This is a genomic window from Pigmentibacter ruber (genome assembly GCF_009792895.1).
GTDB classification, from domain to species: Bacteria; Bdellovibrionota_B; Oligoflexia; order Silvanigrellales; family Silvanigrellaceae; genus Silvanigrella; species Silvanigrella rubra.
On the sequence record NZ_WSSC01000004.1, the window covers coordinates 418,108 to 439,042 of the forward strand.

Sequence of the window (20,935 nt, forward strand, 5' to 3'; positions counted from 1 at the left end):
ACAAGCCAAAAATTCAATGAATCCCATTAGTTAGAATTCGACTATTTTATTTTTTTTAATGCCCCTTGCCGAGCTTTTTGTCGAGCAGCATCTTTAGCTAGCTTTACCGACTTCGATGCTGGATGGAATGGTAACACAAAAGCCATCTTAATTTCCTCAATGGGAACCTCAAATCTATGCGAACCTTCCACAAGCACTATGACTTTAGAATCTTTATTAACACAAATTTCATTTAATACCATAGTGAACTTACTTCGACCTGAAATTTTCTGCCAAGTTTCTACGGTTATAACATCACCTATGGAAGCTTGAAAGTCTTCAAGATCATAAAGAGTAGGCTCAGACCCAGGAGAACCAACTCGAATACTCACAGCATCTGCAAATGGATCAAAAACAGTAGATTCCATAAAATGTTTGTGGACTTCTGTACATTCATCAAATGACAAATTTGTATCAGCCAAACGCGGGGACTTATTTGCCTCAATATCGGACAAAGAGTAGCCTTTATCTAAAATGATATCAACAATCGGCTCACCCTCTTCAATAAAAAAAAGCCAGTTTCTTACTCGCATTTTTAAAACACCTGGTTCTGTGACCTTTTGTTTCTGCAAGTTTGAAAGTTCTCTTCTTAGATTTTGAAGAATTTCGCTATGATTTAGCCTAGTTAACTGTTTTGGGTGACTTATTTTATTCGCATCGTTTTCTAGATACAAGAGAGCTCCGAGATTTTAAAAAGTTTAAGGAATGATAACCCTTTAATAAATCCCCAACAGAAGGGGCAAACTTTAAACAAATTGGGTATAACGTAATTCCTATAAAATCAAATCAAATTTTTCATGAATTGCACAAAAATTTATATCCATGGATGAATTGAGATTCCACAACTATACAAATTTCTTCTCTTATATATTTGAAAGGAGATAAAATTGAAAGGACTTTACAGAAAAAGACTTGGAATATGGGGGGAGCAAACTCTAGACCTCTGGATGAGAAAAAATAATTGGGTACCCATTTTAAAAAACAAGAAAATAAAAAAAGGTGAAGTTGACAGAATTTATAAATACATAAAAAACTATTACTGTCTTGCAGAAGTTAAGACTTTGTATTTAAATAAAACTATTTCTTCCGAATATTTATTTTCTGCAAATTTCATGAAAAAATTTATTAAGAAACAACAATTGCTGAATCTGTTAAGATTTAGTGATTTTTTTCTAAAAAATAAAGAAAATCGAGTTTTCATAAGAATTTTTTTAGTACTTATATTTGGTAAAAAAAATTTTTATATCGACAAAGTACATTTGTGCCAGAACATAAAAATTTGTTGTTTTGAAAAAAATTTTGCTATTATCTCAATAATTCCTGAATTTACAACAAATTTGAAAGGAAAATCTGATTTAGAAATTTGGGAAAAATAAAATCTTTAATAATTTTAATAAATTTAAATATTTAAATTTCGATAAAAAGAGAATTCCCAGGTAGGTGATTGATATGCGGTTAAAAAATATATTTTTAATGTTTATAATTATTTTTGTAGCAATCATCGGCATAATTTTTCTTGAAAATTATCAAAAAAGTTCTGAGTTAAAACAAAAAAATAATACTATGACAAAAAATGAACCTAATAATTCAGAAGATGAAAAAAAGGAAATTGATAAAGGATTAGAAGAATTAAATAAACAAAAAAATGAGGCTGAAGTAAAAAAATTAAATCGCATAGTCAAGACTAAATATAATGAGGAAGATTTTAAAAAGTACATAAAAGATAAAATAAATAGAAAGATCCCAAATTATGAAAATCTATATTTTATTGATAATATTTCAGCGGTATATAAAAACTCTGATGAGTTAATTAATAGAGAATATCTTTGGCAAGACAGCCAATTTTTATATTATAAATCAAACAATAAGTATGATAATTTTTCGAATCAAGAATATTTAGCATTGTTCGACAAAAATTCAAATAATATTTACACCACAAACGGTTTTTTTATACTCAAACATAAGAAAGATCCAATAAATTTTTCAGGCATGTATGATAAAAACAATGTAGATAAAATTATTGATATTAAAGATGAAATTTCTATTGTAAGAGCAAAAAATAATAGAAATTTAGTTAAAATATATGAATCATTTTTAACTGATAAAAACTTAATCAGTGCATCATTAGAAATCTTAGATAATATTCTTGTAAAAGATTAAAAAGGATAATTAGAATGAAAATTTTTTTTCTTATAATATCAGCTTTTCCAATAATTATTATAACATCTTGTGATATTATAGTTCCTTCTGAAGAAATTGATAAAAAAGATTTATTCAAAGAAATGTGGCATTTAAAAAATACTGGGCAAAAATCTTATGCCAAGTCTGAAGCTGTATCAGGAATTGATTTAAATTTACCAAGCGATAAATATAATGGGAAAAATATTAAAATTTTAATTGCTGATGATGCAGTTGATTTAAAACATCCAGATCTCATTCCAAATGCATTAATCAATGGATCTATCGATCTTTACAATGATCCCTTAAACCCAACTTCATATATTCCTATTACTCAAAACACTGAAACTCACGGGACTAAAGTAGCTGGAGTAATTGCTGCAGCTAAAAATAAAAATAATAAATTTAGAGGAATTGCTTATTCAGCTAAAATAGGAAGTGCAAATTTATTTGAAAAAGCAAACTCAATTTTCTCTTATACAACTTTGCAAATGCTTATGTATGACTTTGCCTATAATCAAAATTTTGATATCATAAATCAAAGTTACGGAGAAAATCCCTTTGTTTATTCTTCTCTATCATCTTCAAATTCTCAAGTAATTAACGAATTAATAAAAAATAATTACAGAAAAAACACAGCAAAGGGTTTTATAATTGTAACAAGTTCGGGAAATTATACCTGTGAATTTAAATATGCTGATAAATACACAGAAATGAATGGGAAAAAGTCTAGTTATGAGACAACTACAAATATAAAATATGATAATTTAAAAAACTTAAAAGACTATGAAAAAAAATATTTATCAAGAATAAGACCTCATTTTTCATTATTTGATTGGAAAAAATCTACACCTTATACTATTGTAGTAGGAGCATTATCCGCAAATGGAATTATTGCAGAATATTCAAGTATAGGCTCAAATTTATGGATTACAGGATTTGGAGGAGGGGAGTTAAGTCGCAAAACTGAAGACAATAATTTTAATTCTGATTCTATTGAAAGACCTAAAATTATTACTACAACTATTCCAGGGAGAATTGGATTTGGAAATTTATTTGATAACGGATTTTTAACTGAAAATAAAAATTTATATTATTCCTCCACTTTTACTGGCACATCTGCGGCAGCTCCTACTATTTCAGGTGTAATTGCTTTGATACTTAGTTCAAACCCTAAGCTATCTTTTTGGGATATAAAACATATTTTAGCTAAAACTGCTAGTAATAAAAAAATTGAACCAAATCCTAAACCATATTGCATTAAAGTCATAGAAAATTTAAATTTATTTGATACTTCAAACAGCCTTTGGTCAGTATGGAAAAATAATTGGATCACAAATGCTGCTGGATATCACTTCAGTAATTTTTATGGTTTTGGAGTTGTAAATACAAATGAAGCTGTAAATTATGCCCTTAATTATGATTATCCTTATCAAGGTAAATTACTTTCTAATTATGTAATTAAAAACTATAATATCCAAAAGATAATAAATGAAGGCTCCTTTGACTATCCTATTGAAATAAAAATTGATAAAAATATTAAAATCCAGGCTATAAATATATATCCCGTAATAGAAACTAACAAGTCTGATGGAATAGGAATAGAAATTGAATCCCCTCAACATACAAAAAGTGTAGTATTATATCCAGCAAACTCTTTAATTTCTTCGAATACTGATGATTACAATAATAAACTAAAATATCCAGGAAATAATAGCAAACTTGCCGATGAAAATATTGGTTTTTTATCAAATGCTTTTTACGAAGAAGATGCAAAAGGAACCTGGAGAGTTAAAGTAATCAATGCAAATAAAAAAGAACTTGATCAAAATAATCAAGTTCTTTTTAAAGGAGTTAAGTTTGAAATACTTGGATTTTCAAAAAATTAAATTAATGTGCAAATCCTTCTATATATTTTTCTGCTTGTAGTGCAGCTTGACAGCCCCGACCAGCAGCTGTAATTGCTTGACGATATAATTTGTCTTCAACATCGCCTGCCGCAAAAATTCCCTCTATGTTAGTATAAGTTCCATTTTTTGTTAAAATGTAACCTTTTTCATCCATTTCAACTAAACCCTTCACAAAATCTGTATTTGGGTGATGACCTATCGCCATAAAAAGTCCGTCAACAGAAATATTATCTTTTGTTCCATTTTTATTTTTTGCAACTACTCCTGTTAAACCTTTATCATCAGAAAGGGTATCAACTATTTCTGTATTATAAATTATTTTTATTTTAGGATTTGCAATTACTCTTTCTTGCATTGCTTTACTTGCTCTAAATTTATCACTTCTATGAATTAAAATTACTTCTGAAGCAAGCTTTGAAAGATACATTGCTTCTTCCATAGCACTATCTCCTCCGCCAACCACAGCAACTTTTTTATTCTTATAAAAAAAGCCATCGCAGACTGCACATGTAGATAAGCCGTACCCCATTAGTTTATCTTTATTGGGAAGAGGTAACGTTATAGCGGACGCACCTGTAGCTACAATGACAACTTTTGCTTCAATATCTGGTTCATAGTCACGCTTAATTATGAACGTTCCCTTACTACTTTTTTCTACTTTAGTAACTGAGCCATTAAGCATTCTAGCTCCTACTTTTTCAGCTTGCTCCCGCATATCACGCATTAATTTATTTCCATCAATGCCTTCTACAAAACCAGGCCAGTTTTCTATGACGCTAGTTGTAGTTAATTGCCCCCCTGGTTGCATTCCACTAATAACAACTGGGTTTAAAGCTGCTCTGGCAGTATAAATTGCTGCTGTTAAGCCTGAAGGACCAGAACCAATAATGACAACATTTTCCATTTTTTTGCTCCAATTTTTTAACGAAACTCAATGCAGCAACAGCCGCTAAGAGTAATTTAGACTGAGTCTAAGACATGTCAAGACTTCTTGAATTCAATTCTTTCTAAACCAATAAATTATACAGTAATATTAAATATTTGCATAATAATTCAACAGCTTTTACAAAATCAACCAACCTAAATATACAGGTTATCGAAAATATTATAAACCTTGATTGTCTTCTTTTATAAATCTATGAAATTCATGCAAAGGATATTTCAATGAAATCAAATAATACAGAACTCTTCTGGTTAAGCGGTGCTTCGAGCGGAATTGGGTATGCAGTAGCAGAAGAATTGGCAAAGAAAAAAGTAAGTCTAATAATTTCGTCAAGAAATGCTAATAAAATATCTGATAAAGTAAGCTTTTTAAAAAGTTTGGGGGCAAGTAACGTAGAATTAATTGATTTAGATATTTCAGAAGATAATTCCAAAAACATTATTATTAATACATTAAAAGGAAGAAAATTATCTGGCGTTTTAGTGAATGGTGGGGGTTATACAGGTAAAAAATTAGTTGAGCATAACTATCAAGATTTTCTCCAAAGTAACAAAAATATGCTTGCTGGACCTGCGCAATTTGTTCTTAATATTTTGCCACATTGTGAACACAATAACTCTAGTATAGTAGCTATAACAAGTACTTCTATAAAAGAACCAGTTGGTTTATTGCATATGTCAGCAATATATAGATCTGGTTTAGTTATATTTCTAAAAAATTTAGCGCATGAGATTGGTCATACAGGAATTCGTATTAACAATGTAGGACCCGGTTCAACTGCGACCGAACATATAGAGAATTTAATTGAAAACTCTGCAAAAATGAGTAATACAGACAAAGAAATAATTAGAAAGAATTTTGAAAGCCGCTCAGCTCTTAATAGAATGGGAGAACCAGCAGAAATTGCTAAAGTGGTAACTTTTTTATTTTCAAAAGATGCTTCTTACATCAATGGACAAACAATTTTAGTAGATGGATGCTCAACTAAATCATATTTATAATTTAATAAAACTATTTGCAGCCTTTTCCATTAAATCCTTATTTATTCCACATTCTTTTTGTAAAAAATGAGAAATTCCGCCATTTTTTTGCTGTTCAGAAATAAAATTTTTCATTTTTCCAATTTTATGTTTTTCTAAAGCACTTGTTTTTTCATAATCACATTCAATTGCATCTATTGTTGATTCATTTAATAATTTTTTTTGCTCTAATGCCATAGCTGAAAGCATAGCTGCAAACGCTCCTGTGCGATCTCGTCCAACATCACAATGAAATAAAAAACTGCTTTTATTTGTCAAATCAAGTATAGTTTTTTCAAAAAAAGTGCACATTGTTTCTTTAAACTCTAATTTTTTCCAATTTTCAAAATTTTCTATGTCATTAATTTCAAATGTTGTATTAGGATGAAAGCCATATTTTCTTATACCATGCTCCATTTCACAGTAATAAGAATGTGGATTCCATGGGCTAAAGTTGAATGAATATATTTTATTAGGATTGTTAATTTTATCACAACTCCAACCAGAAAAATACTTATTTGAGCGATAAACGAGACCAGTATTAAATACTTCTTTTTTTAGACATTTATTTAAACTTTGCCCTACATCTCTAAAGTTTAATCTATAATCAAAAAAACCTATCCATAGTTTTGGTTCATATTTACTTTTATCTTTTTTATAAACAAACCCTATAACAGCAACAATTAATAGAATGAGGAAGAAAGGTATTAATGTAAAAAGTAGCAATTTTTTTCTGTTCATCAAACATCCGCACCTATAAACTAGTAAACAGATAAATAGCATTCTTTGAATACTACTCGACTTCTTCAGATTGTTTTAAATCAATTATATAAAAAAAAATAGGAAAAATAAAAAAAATCGAGCTCTATGTTAATAAAACTCGACTTTTCTGTGAGAATTTTTAAACTAGGAATTTGTTTAGTTTCCTTGAGGTCTGCAGCCAGAAATATTAGAAATATCAAAGCGTATTTTGGATATTTTATCTAGCAACTCATTATCATCATTTACTTGATTAAAAACGACTCTATCCCATTCAGCTGTATTTAAAAACCCATTACAACCACTCATCCAAGGAGCGTAGAATAATTTTTGATTATGCTCTACCTGTTCAGATGTTTTTGAACTTGATATTGCACTAGAATCTAGAGCATTTATTGATTGATCTAAAATATTTGTCACATTTTCTCTTGAAATAAAACCCATTTTATAAAACTGGATTGCCAAATCAGCGGTAGTAAAAAAAGGAATTTGATCTTTATATATTTCGTATCTTTTCCTTGTTTCTCCTGGTGAATAATTAATAATATTCTTATCAGGACCAGCATAAATATGATGGATAAATGTGACAGTTCTATTTGGATACATTGCAGAGATTTTTAAATATACATCTGGATCCAATTGACCATTATCTCCCATTAAAATTGCATAAATATTTGGGTCGCTATCCATAATTTGTTTTATAGCAGTAACTTTACCATTTAAAATCATGTCGTTTATTTTTTGATTGAAGTAACTAGATCCTGTTCCAATAGGAAAATAAGGATCAATTTCTTCATGCGGTTGATTTTGGTTGTTATGATGAATTACACTAGGTATTTTTTCAATGATTCCTACAATATCATGAAACCCATTTTGAATATTAAATTTATTTGAACTAGCCTGGGATGCTAAAGTAGTTTGTGCTGGGAAATGATTTACTTGCAAAAAATGATTTGCAGGATAAGCAAGAGGGCCCTTTGCACCAGTAACATAAAATATTTCTCTTACAGATGAAGTATTATTCTCTGAAAAGTTCTTAAATAATGTGGGCATTGCAAAAAAAGCATTTGATTGCATTGAATTTTCAGCAAATAATTTAGTACCTGCCATAACAGCCGTAATTTTTATAGTATCATCTACGTCAGATATAATAACGTATTTTTCAGCAAAGGCTGCAAACTTGATATTTATAGTAAGAATAGTAAATATAAAAAAATTTGTAATTTTCATATAAGCTTCCAATAGTTATAGGTTTTATTTAACTATATGTAATTCTTAGACTATATTCCGTCAAGTGTACTAAAGAAACAATTAAAGAGTAACACAATATATTATTTATTATATTATAATTTATATTTTATGACATTTTATTCATATTATTTTAATCAAAATTTAATCAGTAAAAAAATATTAATTTGGAATAAAAGCTACTTATAGACTTGATTTAATTGGTCAAGATATTAAATACTCGATAAATTTTACATCAACTTCAATAAATGATATAACTGCATTTAGCAAATATTTTTATACAAGGTCAAATAATATAAGATAAAAATGCGTTTTCAATTATTTCTGGTACAGGCACAGAGAGTTTAAAATATGAAATATGGAACTACAAAAATAGCACTTATTTATTTTTAGTAAATACTTCATTAAGTAAAATAATTTCATTAAATTAAATTCTGAAATTAAATTTTCAAAAAAATTAATTTATTAAAAGATTTTAAAGTAGTTCATTTGTAATGCAAAATAGTAATAAATTTTCTTTAGATATTAACCCTTTTAATATCATCATTTTAAAATTTAAGTGAATAAAAAGTTGACTTATTTTATCTGGTGATATCAAAATTTATATTATTCATATTTAGCTTTCATATCCTTATGGCCTTCTAAATGTTCTAATAAATACTTTTTCTGGGTATTATTTAATAATTTTCTTATTCTAATAATATTTTGAAAATGTAAATCTAATATTCTTTTTTTCAAATCTAAATATTCAAGATACATTTTTTTTAAATCTGTATCAGATTTTGTTTCATCCAGTATAGCTTCATTTATTTTTGTTAGTTTAATATGTAAATCATTTGATATAGATTTAATTAAAGTAACTTGCTCATCAAAAACTTTTTTGATTTTCTGTTTTTGCTCTTTTGTTAAATTAAAAGTGGAATCATCTAATATTCTAATGCTTGCTATTATACTTTGCGGCTCCAATTCATAGGGTTCTATAAAAACTTCTTCAGCTTTTGTTTGCAAAAAAATAGTTAATAGCAATATAGCAATAAAATACCTATGGCATAGCCTAAATTTGTGCATAAAAAAATTCTCCGTATATCCAAACAAAGGATCGGTTTCATTAGTCGCACTTTTAATTTTTTTATAGGCTTTGAAATAATAACAAGAAAGGTAATAAGAAGTAGTTGGTGCTCATGACCAGAATCGAACTGGTACACCCTTGCGGATACAGGATTTTAAGTCCTGTGCGTCTACCTATTCCGCCACATGAGCACGAATGATTACATATAGCAAGAATTTAAGATTGACAAGGCTTGGAAGGATATTTACGCAATTTTTTTTTCATGCTAGCGTCAAGGCGGCTATTTTGTTCAATTATTTGCTTATCTAATAGAGGAATATATGGAAAATACTGAAAAAAAACAGGCAACTGCAGCAGAAATCGCTCAAATAATTAGCAGTATTTATGCAAAAAACCTTTTTAACGGCAAAGTTGCCTTAGTTACCGGAGCATCAAGGGGAATAGGCAGAGCTATCTCTATTGCTTTGGGAACGTTAGGTGCAAAAGTAATCGTAAATTACGCTGGCAATGCGGCAGCTGCTGAATCTGTTGTTTCTGAAATAAAGGAATGTAATGGAGTAGCAACTTGTGCGAAGTTTGATGTTGCTGATTTTAATTTAGTGCTGGAAAGCATAAAAGTTCTTGAAAAAGAACACGGTGGAATAGACATACTAATCAATAATGCTGGTATTTCTAAAGATAACCTCTTTGTTAAATTTAAAGAAGATGATTGGGATGCTACTTTGAATACAAATCTAAAAGGCTCATTCAATTGTGCACGAGCTGTTGCTATGGGAATGATGCGCAAAAGATCAGGAAAAATCATTAATATCTCTTCAGTTGTAGGCCTTACTGGAAATGCAGGGCAAACAGCATATGCCGCTAGCAAAGCAGGTGTAATAGGGCTAACAAAAGCTCTTGCTTTAGAACTCGCTGGAAGAAATATCCAGATAAATGCATTAGCACCAGGATACTTTACTACCGATATGACAAGTACCCTAGGCTCAGATGTAATAAAGAAAATAGAGGAAAAAATTCCATCAGAAAAGGTGGGTGATCCTATTGAAGTTGCAAAAGCAGTCATTTTTCTAGCTAGTCAAGCATCAAGCTATATAACTGGCCAAACGCTTGCTGTAGATGGCGGAATGACCATGCACTAGAATTTCCTAACGGTTAAAACCTGTTTTTCGACTTAAACTTTTTCCATTATTTTTCAGGTTGGTTGATATTAGGAAAATAGTATTTAACGATAATCAGCAACAATCCTATTGTATTTACAAAAGTGACGGTAAGTAGAGTAATAATAACACTGTCACTCACTACAATAAATTTTAATGCAGTTAATATGATATGACTTATTAAAATTAAGGCCACAACAAGGTAATAAAAAATAATAATTGTGGTAATTTTCTTTTCTAATCTTAAACGCGCATTTAACTCTAGTTTTTTCTTTTTTAAGGCCAGTACATCCTGTTCTCGCTCTAAACTTTGTCGAGTTATAACACTCTGTGCACTATTAAAGATATCCTGACACTCCGGAGTTACAAAATCTGCCTTTGTAGGATCTAATTCAATATCTTTTAGTTCAGTAGAATCAATTTTATCAGAAAGAGAATGGGTCTCACCAAAAATACTGGGCTCTAAACGGATACCTATCAAGTTCTTTTTACCTTATCTTTAAAATATTCGAAAATTTCTTCATTTGGTATCATTTTATTTCTGTAATTTGGATCATAGTTCTTATCCCATGGCGAATCTTTTACATGGGTTAAATAGGAGAGTTTTAATCCATCATACCCTCCAAATTGTTCCCATATAAAATTTAAAAGTTCTAATAGATTTTGATCCTTCGAATTGACAGAAGGTTCACAAATTTTAGATTTTCCGGTGGAGTTTTTTACTTCTGTTAACTTTTTTTTAATGCCATGAGACCCAAAGGGAGATAGATCAAAATATAGTTCGGGAATAACCGGGCCATGTTTCCATGCTTGAAAGGTTTTATCAATAAGTGGAGATTTATAAATAGCTAGATAAATACCATGGGCGAAATAGAGTAACTTTTGTATTTGCATATGTGAAAGTAATTTGTTTTCACTTTTTGCTTTGTCAATAAAAAAATTGGCAACTGCCCTAAAGTTATGAAGCATAATCAAACCCTCTTATGGTTTATATACCATAAAACTACAAATTCATTCAAGATATCTAAAAAATAAATTTTGTAATTTTGATTTGAAAATTTAATATGTCCGCTGAAGTATTCCTACAAACATAGTATCAGAGTTTTCGAAAGGAGAACCTAACATTTTTTGATCTTTAAAAATAAAATTAGTATTTTGTTTTAGAAATTTTTCAATTATTTTTTCATTCTCTTCATAAATCCAACTACAAGTGGAATATACAAGGTAACCAGTTTCTCTTACTCCTAAACTTGCATTTTGTAAAATATTCAACTGTAGTTTACTTAGTTCTTCAATACTATTTTGTGTTATCCTATATTTAGAATCAGGATTTCTTCGCCAAGTTCCAGAAGAGGAACAAGGGGCATCGACTAATACCCAGTCAAATCCATTTTTATTTTCAATTTCTTTTGCAAATTTAGGAAGTGTGTTACCTTCCCACTTGATACAACGAATATTAAAAAAACCGCTTTTTTTTGCTCTCTTTTTTAACTCTTCTAACTTATATTCTCTAATATCAGAGGCATATATCACACCTTTATTGTTTAAATAACTAGCAATTTGTTGTGTTTTACCTCCACCACCAGCACAAGAATCCCAAACAAATTGTCCATTTTTAACTTGAATATTTTGGCCAATTTGCTGGCTTGCAAGATCTTGAATTTCAAATAATCCATTTCTAAAAGACTTTAATGCAAACACTCCACCTTTAACTTCCTGAAGCATAATAATACCTGGCTGATGGATTGATGCTTTGTAACCTTCTTGTCGTAATTCATTTAAAACATTTTCTGTTTCAGAAGGATTATTTAATCTAATCCACATAGGAGGTCTTGATTCTAAAGATTGAAATAAAATATTTTGTTTTTCAGCATTCCAATTTGAATAATTAAATCTATTATTAAAATGTTCATAATAATATAAGGGAACACTATAAAAAATCATTTTAGATTCTAAATTATTATTATTTTCAAGACTGTTGATTAAGGAATTATAAATTTTTTTTTCTTCAGTATATAAATCTTCTGGAATTTTAAAACTAGTATTATCAGGAACTTCTTTGGCTGAAAAATAACGAAACCTTATCCACAAGAAAAAACTTTCAGTATTAATAGTGGAAAAAGCTTTTATTATATTAACATCTTGCGAATACCTTTCTTTAAAATATGAAAGAAAATCTTTCATTTCTAAAGAACTATTTTTTTTTATATTTTTAGAATATTCTTCTGCAAATAATGCAAAATAACCATAACGAATAGCGGCAAATATTCCTTCACTATACCAACGCCTATCTTTACTTCCATACTTTGAATTCTTTGCAAATTCTTGTGACAACCATCTATCAATTTGTGGTAAAGAGTCTTGATTGACAATGTTATTCCATAATTTATATAAATGTCCCCAACGCCCTTCAAAATTTTTAGTGCTAGACATTTCAGAACTCATTCTTATTCCTCTAAATCATCATCAAAAAATTCTATTTCAGAACCATCTAAAGATTTCATATCATCATTTGTTAAAGATCTTATATCATCATCATAGTTACGATCTTTTAAGAAACGAGCTCCTTTATTTGTTTTAACACGTTCCCCTTTTTCATCTAGTGGAGAACGAGATCTTTCCCTAAATATTATTGATATTGGAATATTTTTATAGCCAAATGCTTCTCTAAAAGCATTTTCAAAGTATCTCTTATAACTAAAATGTAAATCTTGTGGGTGTGAACAGAAAATAATAAATCTCGGTGGTAAAGTACCAACTTGAGTTGCATAAAAGAATTTAATTCTTTTTGATTTATTTTTTACCATAGGTGGTGTGTGTTTTAATAAAACTTCTTTTAGTACGTTATTAACTTGGGAAGTTGAATTTCTTTTATTACTTTGATCATATAAATCTAAACATAGTGGTATTAATTTACTAACTCTTAAATTTTCGAGAGCACTAACAAATACTACTGGTGCATACCTTAAATATCTTAAATCTAAGTGCAATTTTTCAGTAAAATCATTTACAGTCTTTGAATTTTTATCTTTAATAAGATCCCATTTATTTACAACAATTAAAATTGGTTTACGCAATTCAAAAGCATAACCCGCAACTCGAGCGTCACCATCAGTCGCTCCATCTTCTGCATTAATCACTAAGACAGAAACATCAGATTCTTCCAAACAAGAAACACTTCTAAAAGCCGAAAAACGTTCCAATTTATCTGCCATTCGACTTTTGCGGCGAATACCTGCTGTATCAATAACTTGTAATTCTCTGCCATGGTACTTTAAAAAAGCATCTACCGTATCCCGCGTGGTACCAGGCCTATCATCAACAATAGAACGAGTTTCACCAACAAGTCTGTTTAAAATTGAAGATTTACCCACATTTGGGCGGCCTATAATAGACAGTTTTATAGGAGGATTCTCAGAGTCATTTTCTTTAATTTTACTAGAATTTGCAAAGATTTCTGTAGCAGCATCTAGTAATTGCCCCATTCCTCTATTATGTTCCGCACTTACAGGAAAAATTTTAGAAACACCTAATTTTCTAAATTCTTCAATAAAAATATCGTCCTTAGGTAAATCACATTTGTTTACACAAACAATAAAGTTTTTTTCTGATTTTCGCAGTCTTCTGATAAGTTCAGAGTCAACGGGATGAATTCCTTCACGTCCATCAACAACAAAAATAACTGTTTCAGCTTCTTCGATAGCCAGTTCTGCTTGTTCAACCAATTGTATTTTAATGTTATCTTTTGATGTTGGTTCAAAACCACCCGTATCACAAAGATAAAAAAGCTCTCCATTGTGTTCGGCTCTGCCAAAAATGCGATCACGGGTAACCCCTGGCTCATTGTGCACTAAGCTTTTCCGCTCACGTATAATACGGTTAAATAAGGAACTTTTTCCTACATTAGGGCGTCCTACCAAAGCTACAAGACGGGTATATGTTCTTAAAGTCATTTTTGAATGGTCCTGTTTCTATCTTTTAAAATATGCTAAATGCTATTCTAGATGCCGTGATCCTTAAATAATCGTTGAGGCTAAAAAGGGCTAATCTATGAGGCATCATAGCCAATCAACCTGCATAACGGAAAATTTGTGAAACATAAAGTGCTTTTTAAAAATAAGGAGTTTTCTCCATACTCAAATGTCCGCAAATCAAGAATATTTGTATCTGCTAAACAGATTTGTTCTATTCTCCAAAAAAACGGGTATGAGGCTTATATTGTTGGAGGAGCTGTTAGAGACCTCGTCATTAAACCAAATTCAATCCCCAAAGATCTTGATATTGCTACTTCAGCACTTCCAGCAGAAATTAAACAACTTTTTGAGAATAGCAGGTTTGTTGGCGAATCCTTTGGAGTTTGTCTTGTCCAACATAACGATATTTCCTTTGAAGTAACTACCTTTCGAAAGGAAGGTGAATATTTAGATAGGAGAAGACCCTCAAATGTAACAAAAGGGACATTTGAAGAGGACGCAAACAGAAGAGATTTTACAATTAATTGTTTGTACTTTGATCCCATAAAAAATAAAATTATTGATCCTCATCATGGATTGCATGATATAAAGCAGAAAGTAATTAAATGTGTTGGTGATGCCGATAGTCGTCTGCATGAAGATGCATTAAGAATTATTAGAATGTGTAGATTTGCAGCAAATTTACACTTTGAAATATCTGATGAATGCGTTCTTGCTGGGAAACGAAAGTCAGATGGAATCTATTTACTGAGTAAAGAAAGAATATTACTTGAGTTTGAAAAAATAAAACTTGGTCGTTTTTTCTTTTTCTTTGAAAATATAAACAAAATATTGGATATTAGCTTAGTATTTTTCCCCAAGTATATAAAGGACTCTTCAAATTCAAATAAAAGCATAATAAAAAACATAATTAATACAGGTAAAATAAAAATTGATACTCCATATCCTTTTTTTAATTTTTTAAAAACTTTCCTTTATATTAATGAAATTAATATAAAAAATTATGAATTAATGCTCCACCATTTTGACCAATGGCCATTAAAAACAGAAGATAAAAAGATTTGTTCCTTATTTCTGAAAGCAATCCATTTAAAAGATCACATTCCAAGCGAAACAGAAATTGAAATAACAGATTTTATATTTTTTGAAATTTTAGTTAGCTTACATAATATTTCACAATGTTTAGCTTATGGTATATTTATCAATTTATCAGTTTTTATTAAAGATCCTTTATTAAAAGAAACTCTTTACAAAATGATCGAATATACTAGTCAAAATAAAACACCAAGTATTAATTCTACGGAAGTTGTTAAACAAGTGAAAAATTTTTCTTTTGAAAAAAAATATATATCCGCTGTTATTAAGTATTTACAGTATATATATTTAAAAAAAGGAATTATGCCAAAAATTCAAAGTATATTACAATTTAAAAGTCAATTTTTTATGGAATATTTTGAAATTTCAACCCTTCTAAATAAAAAGTAAAGCATGAGTCAGAAAAGCATTTGTATCATTTTAGTTTGTCCAGAACATCCCAGAAATATTGGTGCTGTGGCTAGAGCAATGAATAATATGGGGGTATCAGAATTAAGATTAGTCAATCCCTGTGAATATTTACAGCATGGTCATGATAGCGCCATGTCTCTTGCAATGCATTCTCATGAAATACTTTTAAATGCAAAAGTATATAAATCCCTTCAAGAAGCCGTTTCTGATAAAAATTTTATTATTGGAACTACAAATAGAATTAGGGGACATCATAAATATCTTCACTCTGCCTGGACATTAAAAAATCTTTTAGAAACTAGTAATGATTACACTTTTGTTTTCGGTAGAGAATCTTCGGGTTTAACAAATTCTGAAATTGACTTATGCAATCATATTCTTACCATTCCAACTTTTGGATCTTCACAGTCTTTAAATCTGGCTCAGGCCGTTATGATTATACTTTATGAAGTGAGTAAGTTTCTTTATTCAGATGGAAATAGTAATCCATCAAATTTGAGATATAAAACATTAGCAAAGTCAGAACATGTTGAAATATTAAAAGATAATATAATGAATTTTTTACAAAAAATAAACTATATTAAAAATGGAAATGATAAAAAAAGAAAAAGCGTTTTTTCTAAATTAGTAGCTGAAAAAAAATTAACAACTAAAGAAGTAAATATTATTCAAGGAATTATTCATAAAGCTGAAATTAAAATAGACTCTTTAATCAATAGAGGGTAAAAGATCATATTTTTTCTTAAAAGCATATATTTTATGATCAAAACCACTTACATAAAAAGCATCATTTTCTCCGGTTAAAATATTTGAATAGATTGGCCCTCCTATTTTATAATTCCAGATTAATTTCCCTTCAGGGGAAATTTCATAAACTTTGTAATCAAAAGATCCTATTAAAATGTTCCCAAATCTATTTATCTGAGGTTTTGAATAAACTGTTCCACCACACTCAAAATCCCATTTTTTTGTTCCATCTGGATTCATAGCATATAACTTATGATCATATGAACCAATATAAATTGTTCCATTTTGGTCAACTTTAGGGCTAGAATAAATCATTCTTCCAGTTTTATATTGCCATTTTTTTGTTCCATTAGGATTTAAAGCATAAATATTAGAATCATATGATCCAAAATAAATTGTTCCATCTTTTGCAAAGTCAGGTGATGAATAAACAAATCCTTCTGTCTCAAATTCCCAATTCTTAACCCCATTTTTGTTAATTGAATATAACTTATTATCATTAGAGCCAATATAAATATTTCCCAATTTATCTATACTTGGACTAGCTGAATAAATGGGTGCATTTGTTTTAAATTCCCATTTTTTAATACCATTATCACTAACTGCATAAAGGTTTCCATCATTAGAACCAACATAAACGGTACCATATTGATCAACTATTGGACTGGAGTATATATCGCCATTTGTTAAAAATTCCCATTTCTTTTTACCGTTAGGATAAATAGCATATAATTTTTTATCCGTTGAACCAAAATAAATAATACCATTTTTATCGACAAAAGGAGAAGAGTATATAGCTCCTTCAGTATAAAAATTCCATAAAATGCTACCTTTATTGTCAAATGCATAAAGCTTTTGATCAAAAGATCCTACATACATGTTTCCATTGAATGACTTGGCAATACTTGAATATAAAATTGATCCAGTAATTATATTCCAATCATAAATCATTTTAAAAGGAACATTTCTATTTTTTGTTCTTAGAAATCTTTCAAAGTTATTTGTATTATATGCCGCAACAGATTTCTTAATAAATACTGAATTTATAGCCACAGAAAATAATAAAATTTTAGTTAAACTGAATTTATACATTGAAACACCTCTTCTATTATAATCAACAATCTTATTTGAATATCATAAAATCAACAGTATTTACAGAAGGAAGAGAAAAATATAATAAGATAATTATTGGTAAGTTATTAAAAATCAATTCTATAATTTTTCGATGAATATTAATTTTTAGTAACTTATATTAAAAATAATAGTACTTTATTATTAAATAAAGTACCTAAATATATTTACACCATAAAAATTCAATAAAAATATTTTTAATATTTATACAAATCTACTAGTTTAAAAAATTAAACTCCTAAAATTACTTGTTTTATATGAATTATTAATTGAATATTATATAACCAAACGATAGCTATTATTGCTTGGTCGCAATCTCCAAATATTATGATATATGAATGAAAAATATTGAATATTATCAAAATTTAATTTTCCAATATAAAGCATAATATATCCTTTGATATAAACTAGAGTAACTAAATGCCAAATACTTTAAAAAAATTTGTTTTTGAATAGGTTTCATAGGAAATTTTTCTGAATTATTATAAGATATTTGGAATTTATTAAAATTGCTTTTCCATTATATTTTCTATATGGTATTAAAAAAAGTGAGTAAATAGATGATTCTGTTTTAGTTATAACACTTAGTTTATATTCTTTCGCACTTTTTCTATACATTTCAATAATTTTATCATCAAAACTTTCTAATTTAGCAGTAGTTACACAAGCCATAAACTAACTTCCTTATAAAACGAATGAGCAAGTTTTATCTTTTGAATACTTAACAAAATATAAAGGAGTTCCAGCCCAAATAGCTGATTCTTGTAAATTATCAACTGTTATAACTCTATGTGATGAGTTATATTTGAGCTAAATGTCAAATTGATTCAAATTTAAATGTGGTAAAATATTTTGAGCAAACCAATTACAACTGTAGGGACGGAAGTTTTCAGTGTAACATTTTGGAGCTGATTTATTGCCTTGGATAACATCCTCATCTTCACCGCAGTTCATTCGAAATTTTTCGAACATTTCTACTTCTATATCTTTTAATTTTTTTCGTTCCTTTGTTCTAATATACTTCTGACATATGATTCAGACCAAGGAGACAATTCTCCAAATAAATTTTCCTTATAATTATCTTAAATTTTATCATTTATTTTTTTAAATTTAATTCTGGAATAGAAAAAATCTGACTTAAATTACTTTTTTTATGAAAACTATCATATTTTGGGGCAGTATAATTTAAGGAGCTATCATACCAATTTTTTCCACCTACATAAAAATAATTTCTATTTTTCGAATAACGTAAAGTATTATCGCCAAAATCATAAATATATAATTCATTTTCTTTCATTTTAAAATCCCACTTAAATTTATCCTCTAAATTGGAAATTGTCGAACAATATTGATTTTCAGCATAGTCCCAACTACTTCCTCCATTTTGAATTAAAAGTGAAGTATAACATACTTGTGGACCAACTTTATTAGAATATCCGTTGTTAGAAAATATGGCTTTATTATGCGCATTATAGTAAGTCAAATAATTATTACTTGAAAGATAATCCGTATCATACAATTTTAGTTTTCCATAAAAAGAAGGATAAATTCCTTTATTAGGTTCATCTATTAAATTTATTGAAAAACTAAACTGATTATAAACGGGACTTATTTTTTCAGAAATTTCTTTATAATTTATAATATTATAATTTGCAGAATTTTTAGATATATAAATATAATTATCACTAAAATTTAAGTTTAAATTTTCTCCTAAAGCAGAATTGAAAAAATATCTATTTTCATCATTTTGATTCATATTCCATTGCTGTTCTTTTTTATTTAAATCACAAATTTTCATACGTGGACTTTTAGGATAATAATCGTTTGATTCTGGATTACTTAAGCAATATATTTGTTGATTTTTACCATCAAATACTCCTGTAATTAATTGCCCAGCTGATGAATATAGCCATTTAGTAGAATCTTTACAATTTTCATTAAATGATAAATAATAATTATGTAAATCTAAACAATATTTTTTTCCTTTATCATCTTTTAGTAAAATTTTAGTTGCTTTTTCATTGAACTCTTTTTGAAAATCTATCAATTGATCATTTCTACATAAAGTATTAGTCACAAAATTTTTCTTTGCCATAGTAAAGTTAGCATCTCTACGTTGGCGTTCAGCTGTTTCATTAGCAGGGTGAATTGGATTATTTATATAACAAACTGAAGCTGCTTCACTAACTACTTGCCTCGGTATTAATCTTGGAATAGTACCAATTGGATAGTTACCTTCATACAAACTGGCCTCTCTACTACTAAATGCCTCAAAACGCTCACGATTAATATGACCTGAGCCATCTAAGTAACGATATCTATATGTTCTGTTCATGTGATCAAAATAGTAAGAATCTACAAATGCAATTTGATTGGTTGGAATTCTGCCAAATGCTAAATATTGATCCTCTTGGGTATATAAGTCATTTAAATGAATTAAATGTTCAAACTCGTTCCTTCTTTCTGGGTCATTTCTTAATCTTTCAACTTCATTACGATATGTTTCAGTTACGCTAACAAAATTTCGATCAGGTATAATTGCATATAAGTATATTGTCATAATCGCAGGACGATATAAATAATTATTACTATAAGCAGTAATAAAATAAAATGCATCTCTTAATGCTAAGGCTGGATTTGAATAAGTTGCCGTAAAAGCATGATGTGCAAGATTTCTCGAAGAAAAATTAATTGCATTATAGTAATTGAAGTAATCAACAGCAGGATATGAAAAATTTGGAATTGATTGTAAATAATTTGGATCAATCTGAAACTCGCTTATTAAACGCTCACTTGTATTACTTCCAACAGGAAAAGCATACTCTGAATATGAATAATTTAATGGTGGAACTAAATTAGTTAAAAATTGATAATGACGCCCAATGTAATCAGATAAATCAGCATTCCCCAATGGATTTGAAGGTATTCCACCATTTATTGCAATTTGTGCAGGAGTTGTTATAGAAGCTCTGTATACTAAATTTGGTATAAATCTTCTTGATAGACTTAGATTAGGAATATCTTCTTCACCTAAAATAGATTGAGCATTTTCATCACTAGTATTTTTTTCTAATTTTGAATAACTTTGTTGAGTATAAGACAAAATAAATGTAAATACATAAATAAGATTTTTCTTCATTATGATGTTCCTTAAAACATGATTTATATTTATAATTTTAATTAGTTAAATAAGATTTATTATATTTTTAATTAATTACAACAAACAAAACTAGTTTTGTAATATTTTTGTAATAT

The 20,935-nt window shown here is 28.6% G+C and carries 21 protein-coding genes and 1 tRNA gene; 7 read left to right on the plus strand and 15 right to left on the minus strand.

The window, feature by feature from the left end; translation table 11 throughout:
* Positions 1–41: 41 nt before the first annotated feature.
* Complete coding sequence (locus GOY08_RS13370) at positions 42–713, minus strand: ribosome maturation factor RimP (RefSeq protein ID WP_158999419.1); 672 nt, start codon at positions 711–713, stop codon at positions 42–44.
* A gap of 213 nt (positions 714–926) precedes the next feature.
* Here GOY08_RS13370 and GOY08_RS13375 point away from each other — a divergent pair, with 213 nt between their 5' ends.
* From GOY08_RS13375 to GOY08_RS13385, 3 genes are all read left to right on the plus strand, one after another.
* Entirely contained in the window at positions 927–1,415 is a 489-nt protein-coding gene (locus GOY08_RS13375; protein WP_158999420.1) for a hypothetical protein, read from the plus strand.
* A 73-nt stretch (positions 1,416–1,488) separates the two neighbouring features.
* The gene (locus tag GOY08_RS13380) at positions 1,489–2,199 is read left to right on the plus strand and encodes a hypothetical protein (protein WP_158999421.1); all 711 of its coding nucleotides are present in this window, start codon (positions 1,489–1,491) and stop codon (positions 2,197–2,199) included.
* Positions 2,200–2,213: 14 nt separating this feature from the next.
* Positions 2,214–4,106, plus strand: coding sequence for a S8 family serine peptidase (locus GOY08_RS13385; RefSeq protein ID WP_158999422.1), 1,893 nt, complete (start codon positions 2,214–2,216; stop codon positions 4,104–4,106).
* A gap of 1 nt (position 4,107) precedes the next feature.
* Here GOY08_RS13385 and trxB read toward each other — a convergent pair whose 3' ends face one another.
* Positions 4,108–5,031 (minus strand): thioredoxin-disulfide reductase, encoded by a 924-nt coding sequence (gene trxB / locus GOY08_RS13390; protein WP_158999423.1) that lies wholly within the window; start codon positions 5,029–5,031, stop codon positions 4,108–4,110.
* A gap of 260 nt (positions 5,032–5,291) precedes the next feature.
* Here trxB and GOY08_RS13395 point away from each other — a divergent pair, with 260 nt between their 5' ends.
* The gene (locus tag GOY08_RS13395; RefSeq protein WP_158999424.1) at positions 5,292–6,071 is read left to right on the plus strand and encodes an SDR family oxidoreductase; all 780 of its coding nucleotides are present in this window, start codon (positions 5,292–5,294) and stop codon (positions 6,069–6,071) included.
* On the opposite strand, the gene GOY08_RS13400 is transcribed toward GOY08_RS13395, so the two are convergent.
* The 4 genes from GOY08_RS13400 to GOY08_RS13415 all read right to left on the minus strand — a co-directional run bounded on the left by GOY08_RS13400 (position 6,066) and on the right by GOY08_RS13415 (position 9,356).
* The gene (locus GOY08_RS13400) at positions 6,066–6,830 is read right to left on the minus strand and encodes a tyrosine-protein phosphatase (RefSeq protein WP_158999425.1); all 765 of its coding nucleotides are present in this window, start codon (positions 6,828–6,830) and stop codon (positions 6,066–6,068) included. The two genes, GOY08_RS13395 and GOY08_RS13400, sit on opposite strands and share 6 nt — an antisense overlap.
* Positions 6,831–7,007: 177 nt before the next feature.
* Positions 7,008–8,078 (minus strand): phosphatase domain-containing protein, encoded by a 1,071-nt coding sequence (locus tag GOY08_RS13405; protein WP_158999426.1) that lies wholly within the window; start codon positions 8,076–8,078, stop codon positions 7,008–7,010.
* A 624-nt stretch (positions 8,079–8,702) separates the two neighbouring features.
* Positions 8,703–9,164 (minus strand): hypothetical protein, encoded by a 462-nt coding sequence (locus tag GOY08_RS13410; protein WP_158999427.1) that lies wholly within the window; start codon positions 9,162–9,164, stop codon positions 8,703–8,705.
* A gap of 105 nt (positions 9,165–9,269) precedes the next feature.
* Positions 9,270–9,356: transfer RNA gene (locus GOY08_RS13415), tRNA-Leu, on the minus strand.
* A gap of 129 nt (positions 9,357–9,485) precedes the next feature.
* Here GOY08_RS13415 and fabG point away from each other — a divergent pair.
* Positions 9,486–10,304: a 3-oxoacyl-[acyl-carrier-protein] reductase gene (gene fabG / locus GOY08_RS13420; RefSeq protein ID WP_158999428.1), complete on the plus strand. Its 819-nt coding sequence runs from the start codon at positions 9,486–9,488 to the stop codon at positions 10,302–10,304.
* 46 nt (positions 10,305–10,350) lie between these two features.
* Here the strand turns inward: fabG and GOY08_RS13425 are convergent, their stop codons facing one another.
* From GOY08_RS13425 to der, 4 genes are all read right to left on the minus strand, one after another.
* Positions 10,351–10,803, minus strand: a complete 453-nt coding sequence (locus GOY08_RS13425; protein WP_158999429.1) for a hypothetical protein — start codon at positions 10,801–10,803, stop codon at positions 10,351–10,353.
* On the minus strand, positions 10,800–11,291 hold the full coding sequence (locus tag GOY08_RS13430) for a Panacea domain-containing protein (RefSeq protein WP_158999430.1): 492 nt from the start codon (positions 11,289–11,291) through the stop codon (positions 10,800–10,802). The genes GOY08_RS13425 and GOY08_RS13430 overlap by 4 nt, the downstream gene beginning before the upstream one ends.
* A 90-nt stretch (positions 11,292–11,381) precedes the next feature.
* Positions 11,382–12,767 (minus strand): RsmB/NOP family class I SAM-dependent RNA methyltransferase, encoded by a 1,386-nt coding sequence (locus GOY08_RS13435; protein ID WP_158999431.1) that lies wholly within the window; start codon positions 12,765–12,767, stop codon positions 11,382–11,384.
* A 2-nt stretch (positions 12,768–12,769) separates the two neighbouring features.
* Positions 12,770–14,275, minus strand: coding sequence for a ribosome biogenesis GTPase Der (gene der, locus GOY08_RS13440; RefSeq protein ID WP_158999432.1), 1,506 nt, complete (start codon positions 14,273–14,275; stop codon positions 12,770–12,772).
* Positions 14,276–14,413: 138 nt separating this feature from the next.
* Between der and GOY08_RS13445 the strand changes: the two genes are divergently transcribed.
* Both GOY08_RS13445 and GOY08_RS13450 read left to right on the plus strand, forming a co-directional pair.
* The gene (locus GOY08_RS13445; protein ID WP_158999433.1) at positions 14,414–15,781 is read left to right on the plus strand and encodes a CCA tRNA nucleotidyltransferase; all 1,368 of its coding nucleotides are present in this window, start codon (positions 14,414–14,416) and stop codon (positions 15,779–15,781) included.
* 3 nt (positions 15,782–15,784) lie between these two features.
* A complete protein-coding gene (locus GOY08_RS13450; protein WP_158999434.1) occupies positions 15,785–16,528 on the plus strand; it encodes an RNA methyltransferase in 744 nt (247 codons plus the stop codon).
* Here GOY08_RS13450 and GOY08_RS13455 read toward each other — a convergent pair.
* The 5 genes from GOY08_RS13455 to GOY08_RS13475 all read right to left on the minus strand — a co-directional run bounded on the left by GOY08_RS13455 (position 16,511) and on the right by GOY08_RS13475 (position 20,819).
* Positions 16,511–17,641: an outer membrane protein assembly factor BamB family protein gene (locus GOY08_RS13455; protein WP_158999435.1), complete on the minus strand. Its 1,131-nt coding sequence runs from the start codon at positions 17,639–17,641 to the stop codon at positions 16,511–16,513. The two genes, GOY08_RS13450 and GOY08_RS13455, sit on opposite strands and share 18 nt — an antisense overlap.
* 498 nt (positions 17,642–18,139) lie before the next feature.
* Positions 18,140–18,352 (minus strand): hypothetical protein, encoded by a 213-nt coding sequence (locus GOY08_RS13460; RefSeq protein WP_158999436.1) that lies wholly within the window; start codon positions 18,350–18,352, stop codon positions 18,140–18,142.
* Between the two features lie 12 nt (positions 18,353–18,364).
* Entirely contained in the window at positions 18,365–18,463 is a 99-nt protein-coding gene (locus GOY08_RS15765) for an SH3 domain-containing protein (RefSeq protein ID WP_158999493.1), read from the minus strand.
* Between the two features lie 27 nt (positions 18,464–18,490).
* Positions 18,491–18,652, minus strand: a complete 162-nt coding sequence (locus GOY08_RS13470; RefSeq protein WP_158999437.1) for a hypothetical protein — start codon at positions 18,650–18,652, stop codon at positions 18,491–18,493.
* Positions 18,653–18,776: 124 nt separating this feature from the next.
* Entirely contained in the window at positions 18,777–20,819 is a 2,043-nt protein-coding gene (locus tag GOY08_RS13475; protein WP_158999438.1) for a hypothetical protein, read from the minus strand.
* Between the last annotated feature and the right edge of the window lie 116 nt (positions 20,820–20,935).

Coding starts and splice junctions, on each gene's coding strand:
- GOY08_RS13410 (WP_158999427.1), bottom strand. CDS start 9,164: ATGCACAAATTTAGGCTATGCCATAGGTATTTTATTGCTATATTGCTA.
- fabG (WP_158999428.1), top strand. CDS start 9,486: ATGGAAAATACTGAAAAAAAACAGGCAACTGCAGCAGAAATCGCTCAA.
- GOY08_RS13475 (WP_158999438.1), bottom strand. CDS start 20,819: ATGAAGAAAAATCTTATTTATGTATTTACATTTATTTTGTCTTATACT.
- GOY08_RS13450 (WP_158999434.1), top strand. CDS start 15,785: ATGAGTCAGAAAAGCATTTGTATCATTTTAGTTTGTCCAGAACATCCC.
- GOY08_RS13455 (WP_158999435.1), bottom strand. CDS start 17,641: ATGTATAAATTCAGTTTAACTAAAATTTTATTATTTTCTGTGGCTATA.
- GOY08_RS13400 (WP_158999425.1), bottom strand. CDS start 6,830: ATGAACAGAAAAAAATTGCTACTTTTTACATTAATACCTTTCTTCCTC.
- GOY08_RS13460 (WP_158999436.1), bottom strand. CDS start 18,352: ATGGCTTGTGTAACTACTGCTAAATTAGAAAGTTTTGATGATAAAATT.
- GOY08_RS13395 (WP_158999424.1), top strand. CDS start 5,292: ATGAAATCAAATAATACAGAACTCTTCTGGTTAAGCGGTGCTTCGAGC.
- GOY08_RS13435 (WP_158999431.1), bottom strand. CDS start 12,767: ATGAGTTCTGAAATGTCTAGCACTAAAAATTTTGAAGGGCGTTGGGGA.
- der (WP_158999432.1), bottom strand. CDS start 14,275: ATGACTTTAAGAACATATACCCGTCTTGTAGCTTTGGTAGGACGCCCT.
- GOY08_RS13470 (WP_158999437.1), bottom strand. CDS start 18,652: ATGTTCGAAAAATTTCGAATGAACTGCGGTGAAGATGAGGATGTTATC.
- GOY08_RS13405 (WP_158999426.1), bottom strand. CDS start 8,078: ATGAAAATTACAAATTTTTTTATATTTACTATTCTTACTATAAATATC.
- trxB (WP_158999423.1), bottom strand. CDS start 5,031: ATGGAAAATGTTGTCATTATTGGTTCTGGTCCTTCAGGCTTAACAGCA.
- GOY08_RS13385 (WP_158999422.1), top strand. CDS start 2,214: ATGAAAATTTTTTTTCTTATAATATCAGCTTTTCCAATAATTATTATA.
- GOY08_RS13430 (WP_158999430.1), bottom strand. CDS start 11,291: ATGCTTCATAACTTTAGGGCAGTTGCCAATTTTTTTATTGACAAAGCA.
- GOY08_RS13380 (WP_158999421.1), top strand. CDS start 1,489: ATGCGGTTAAAAAATATATTTTTAATGTTTATAATTATTTTTGTAGCA.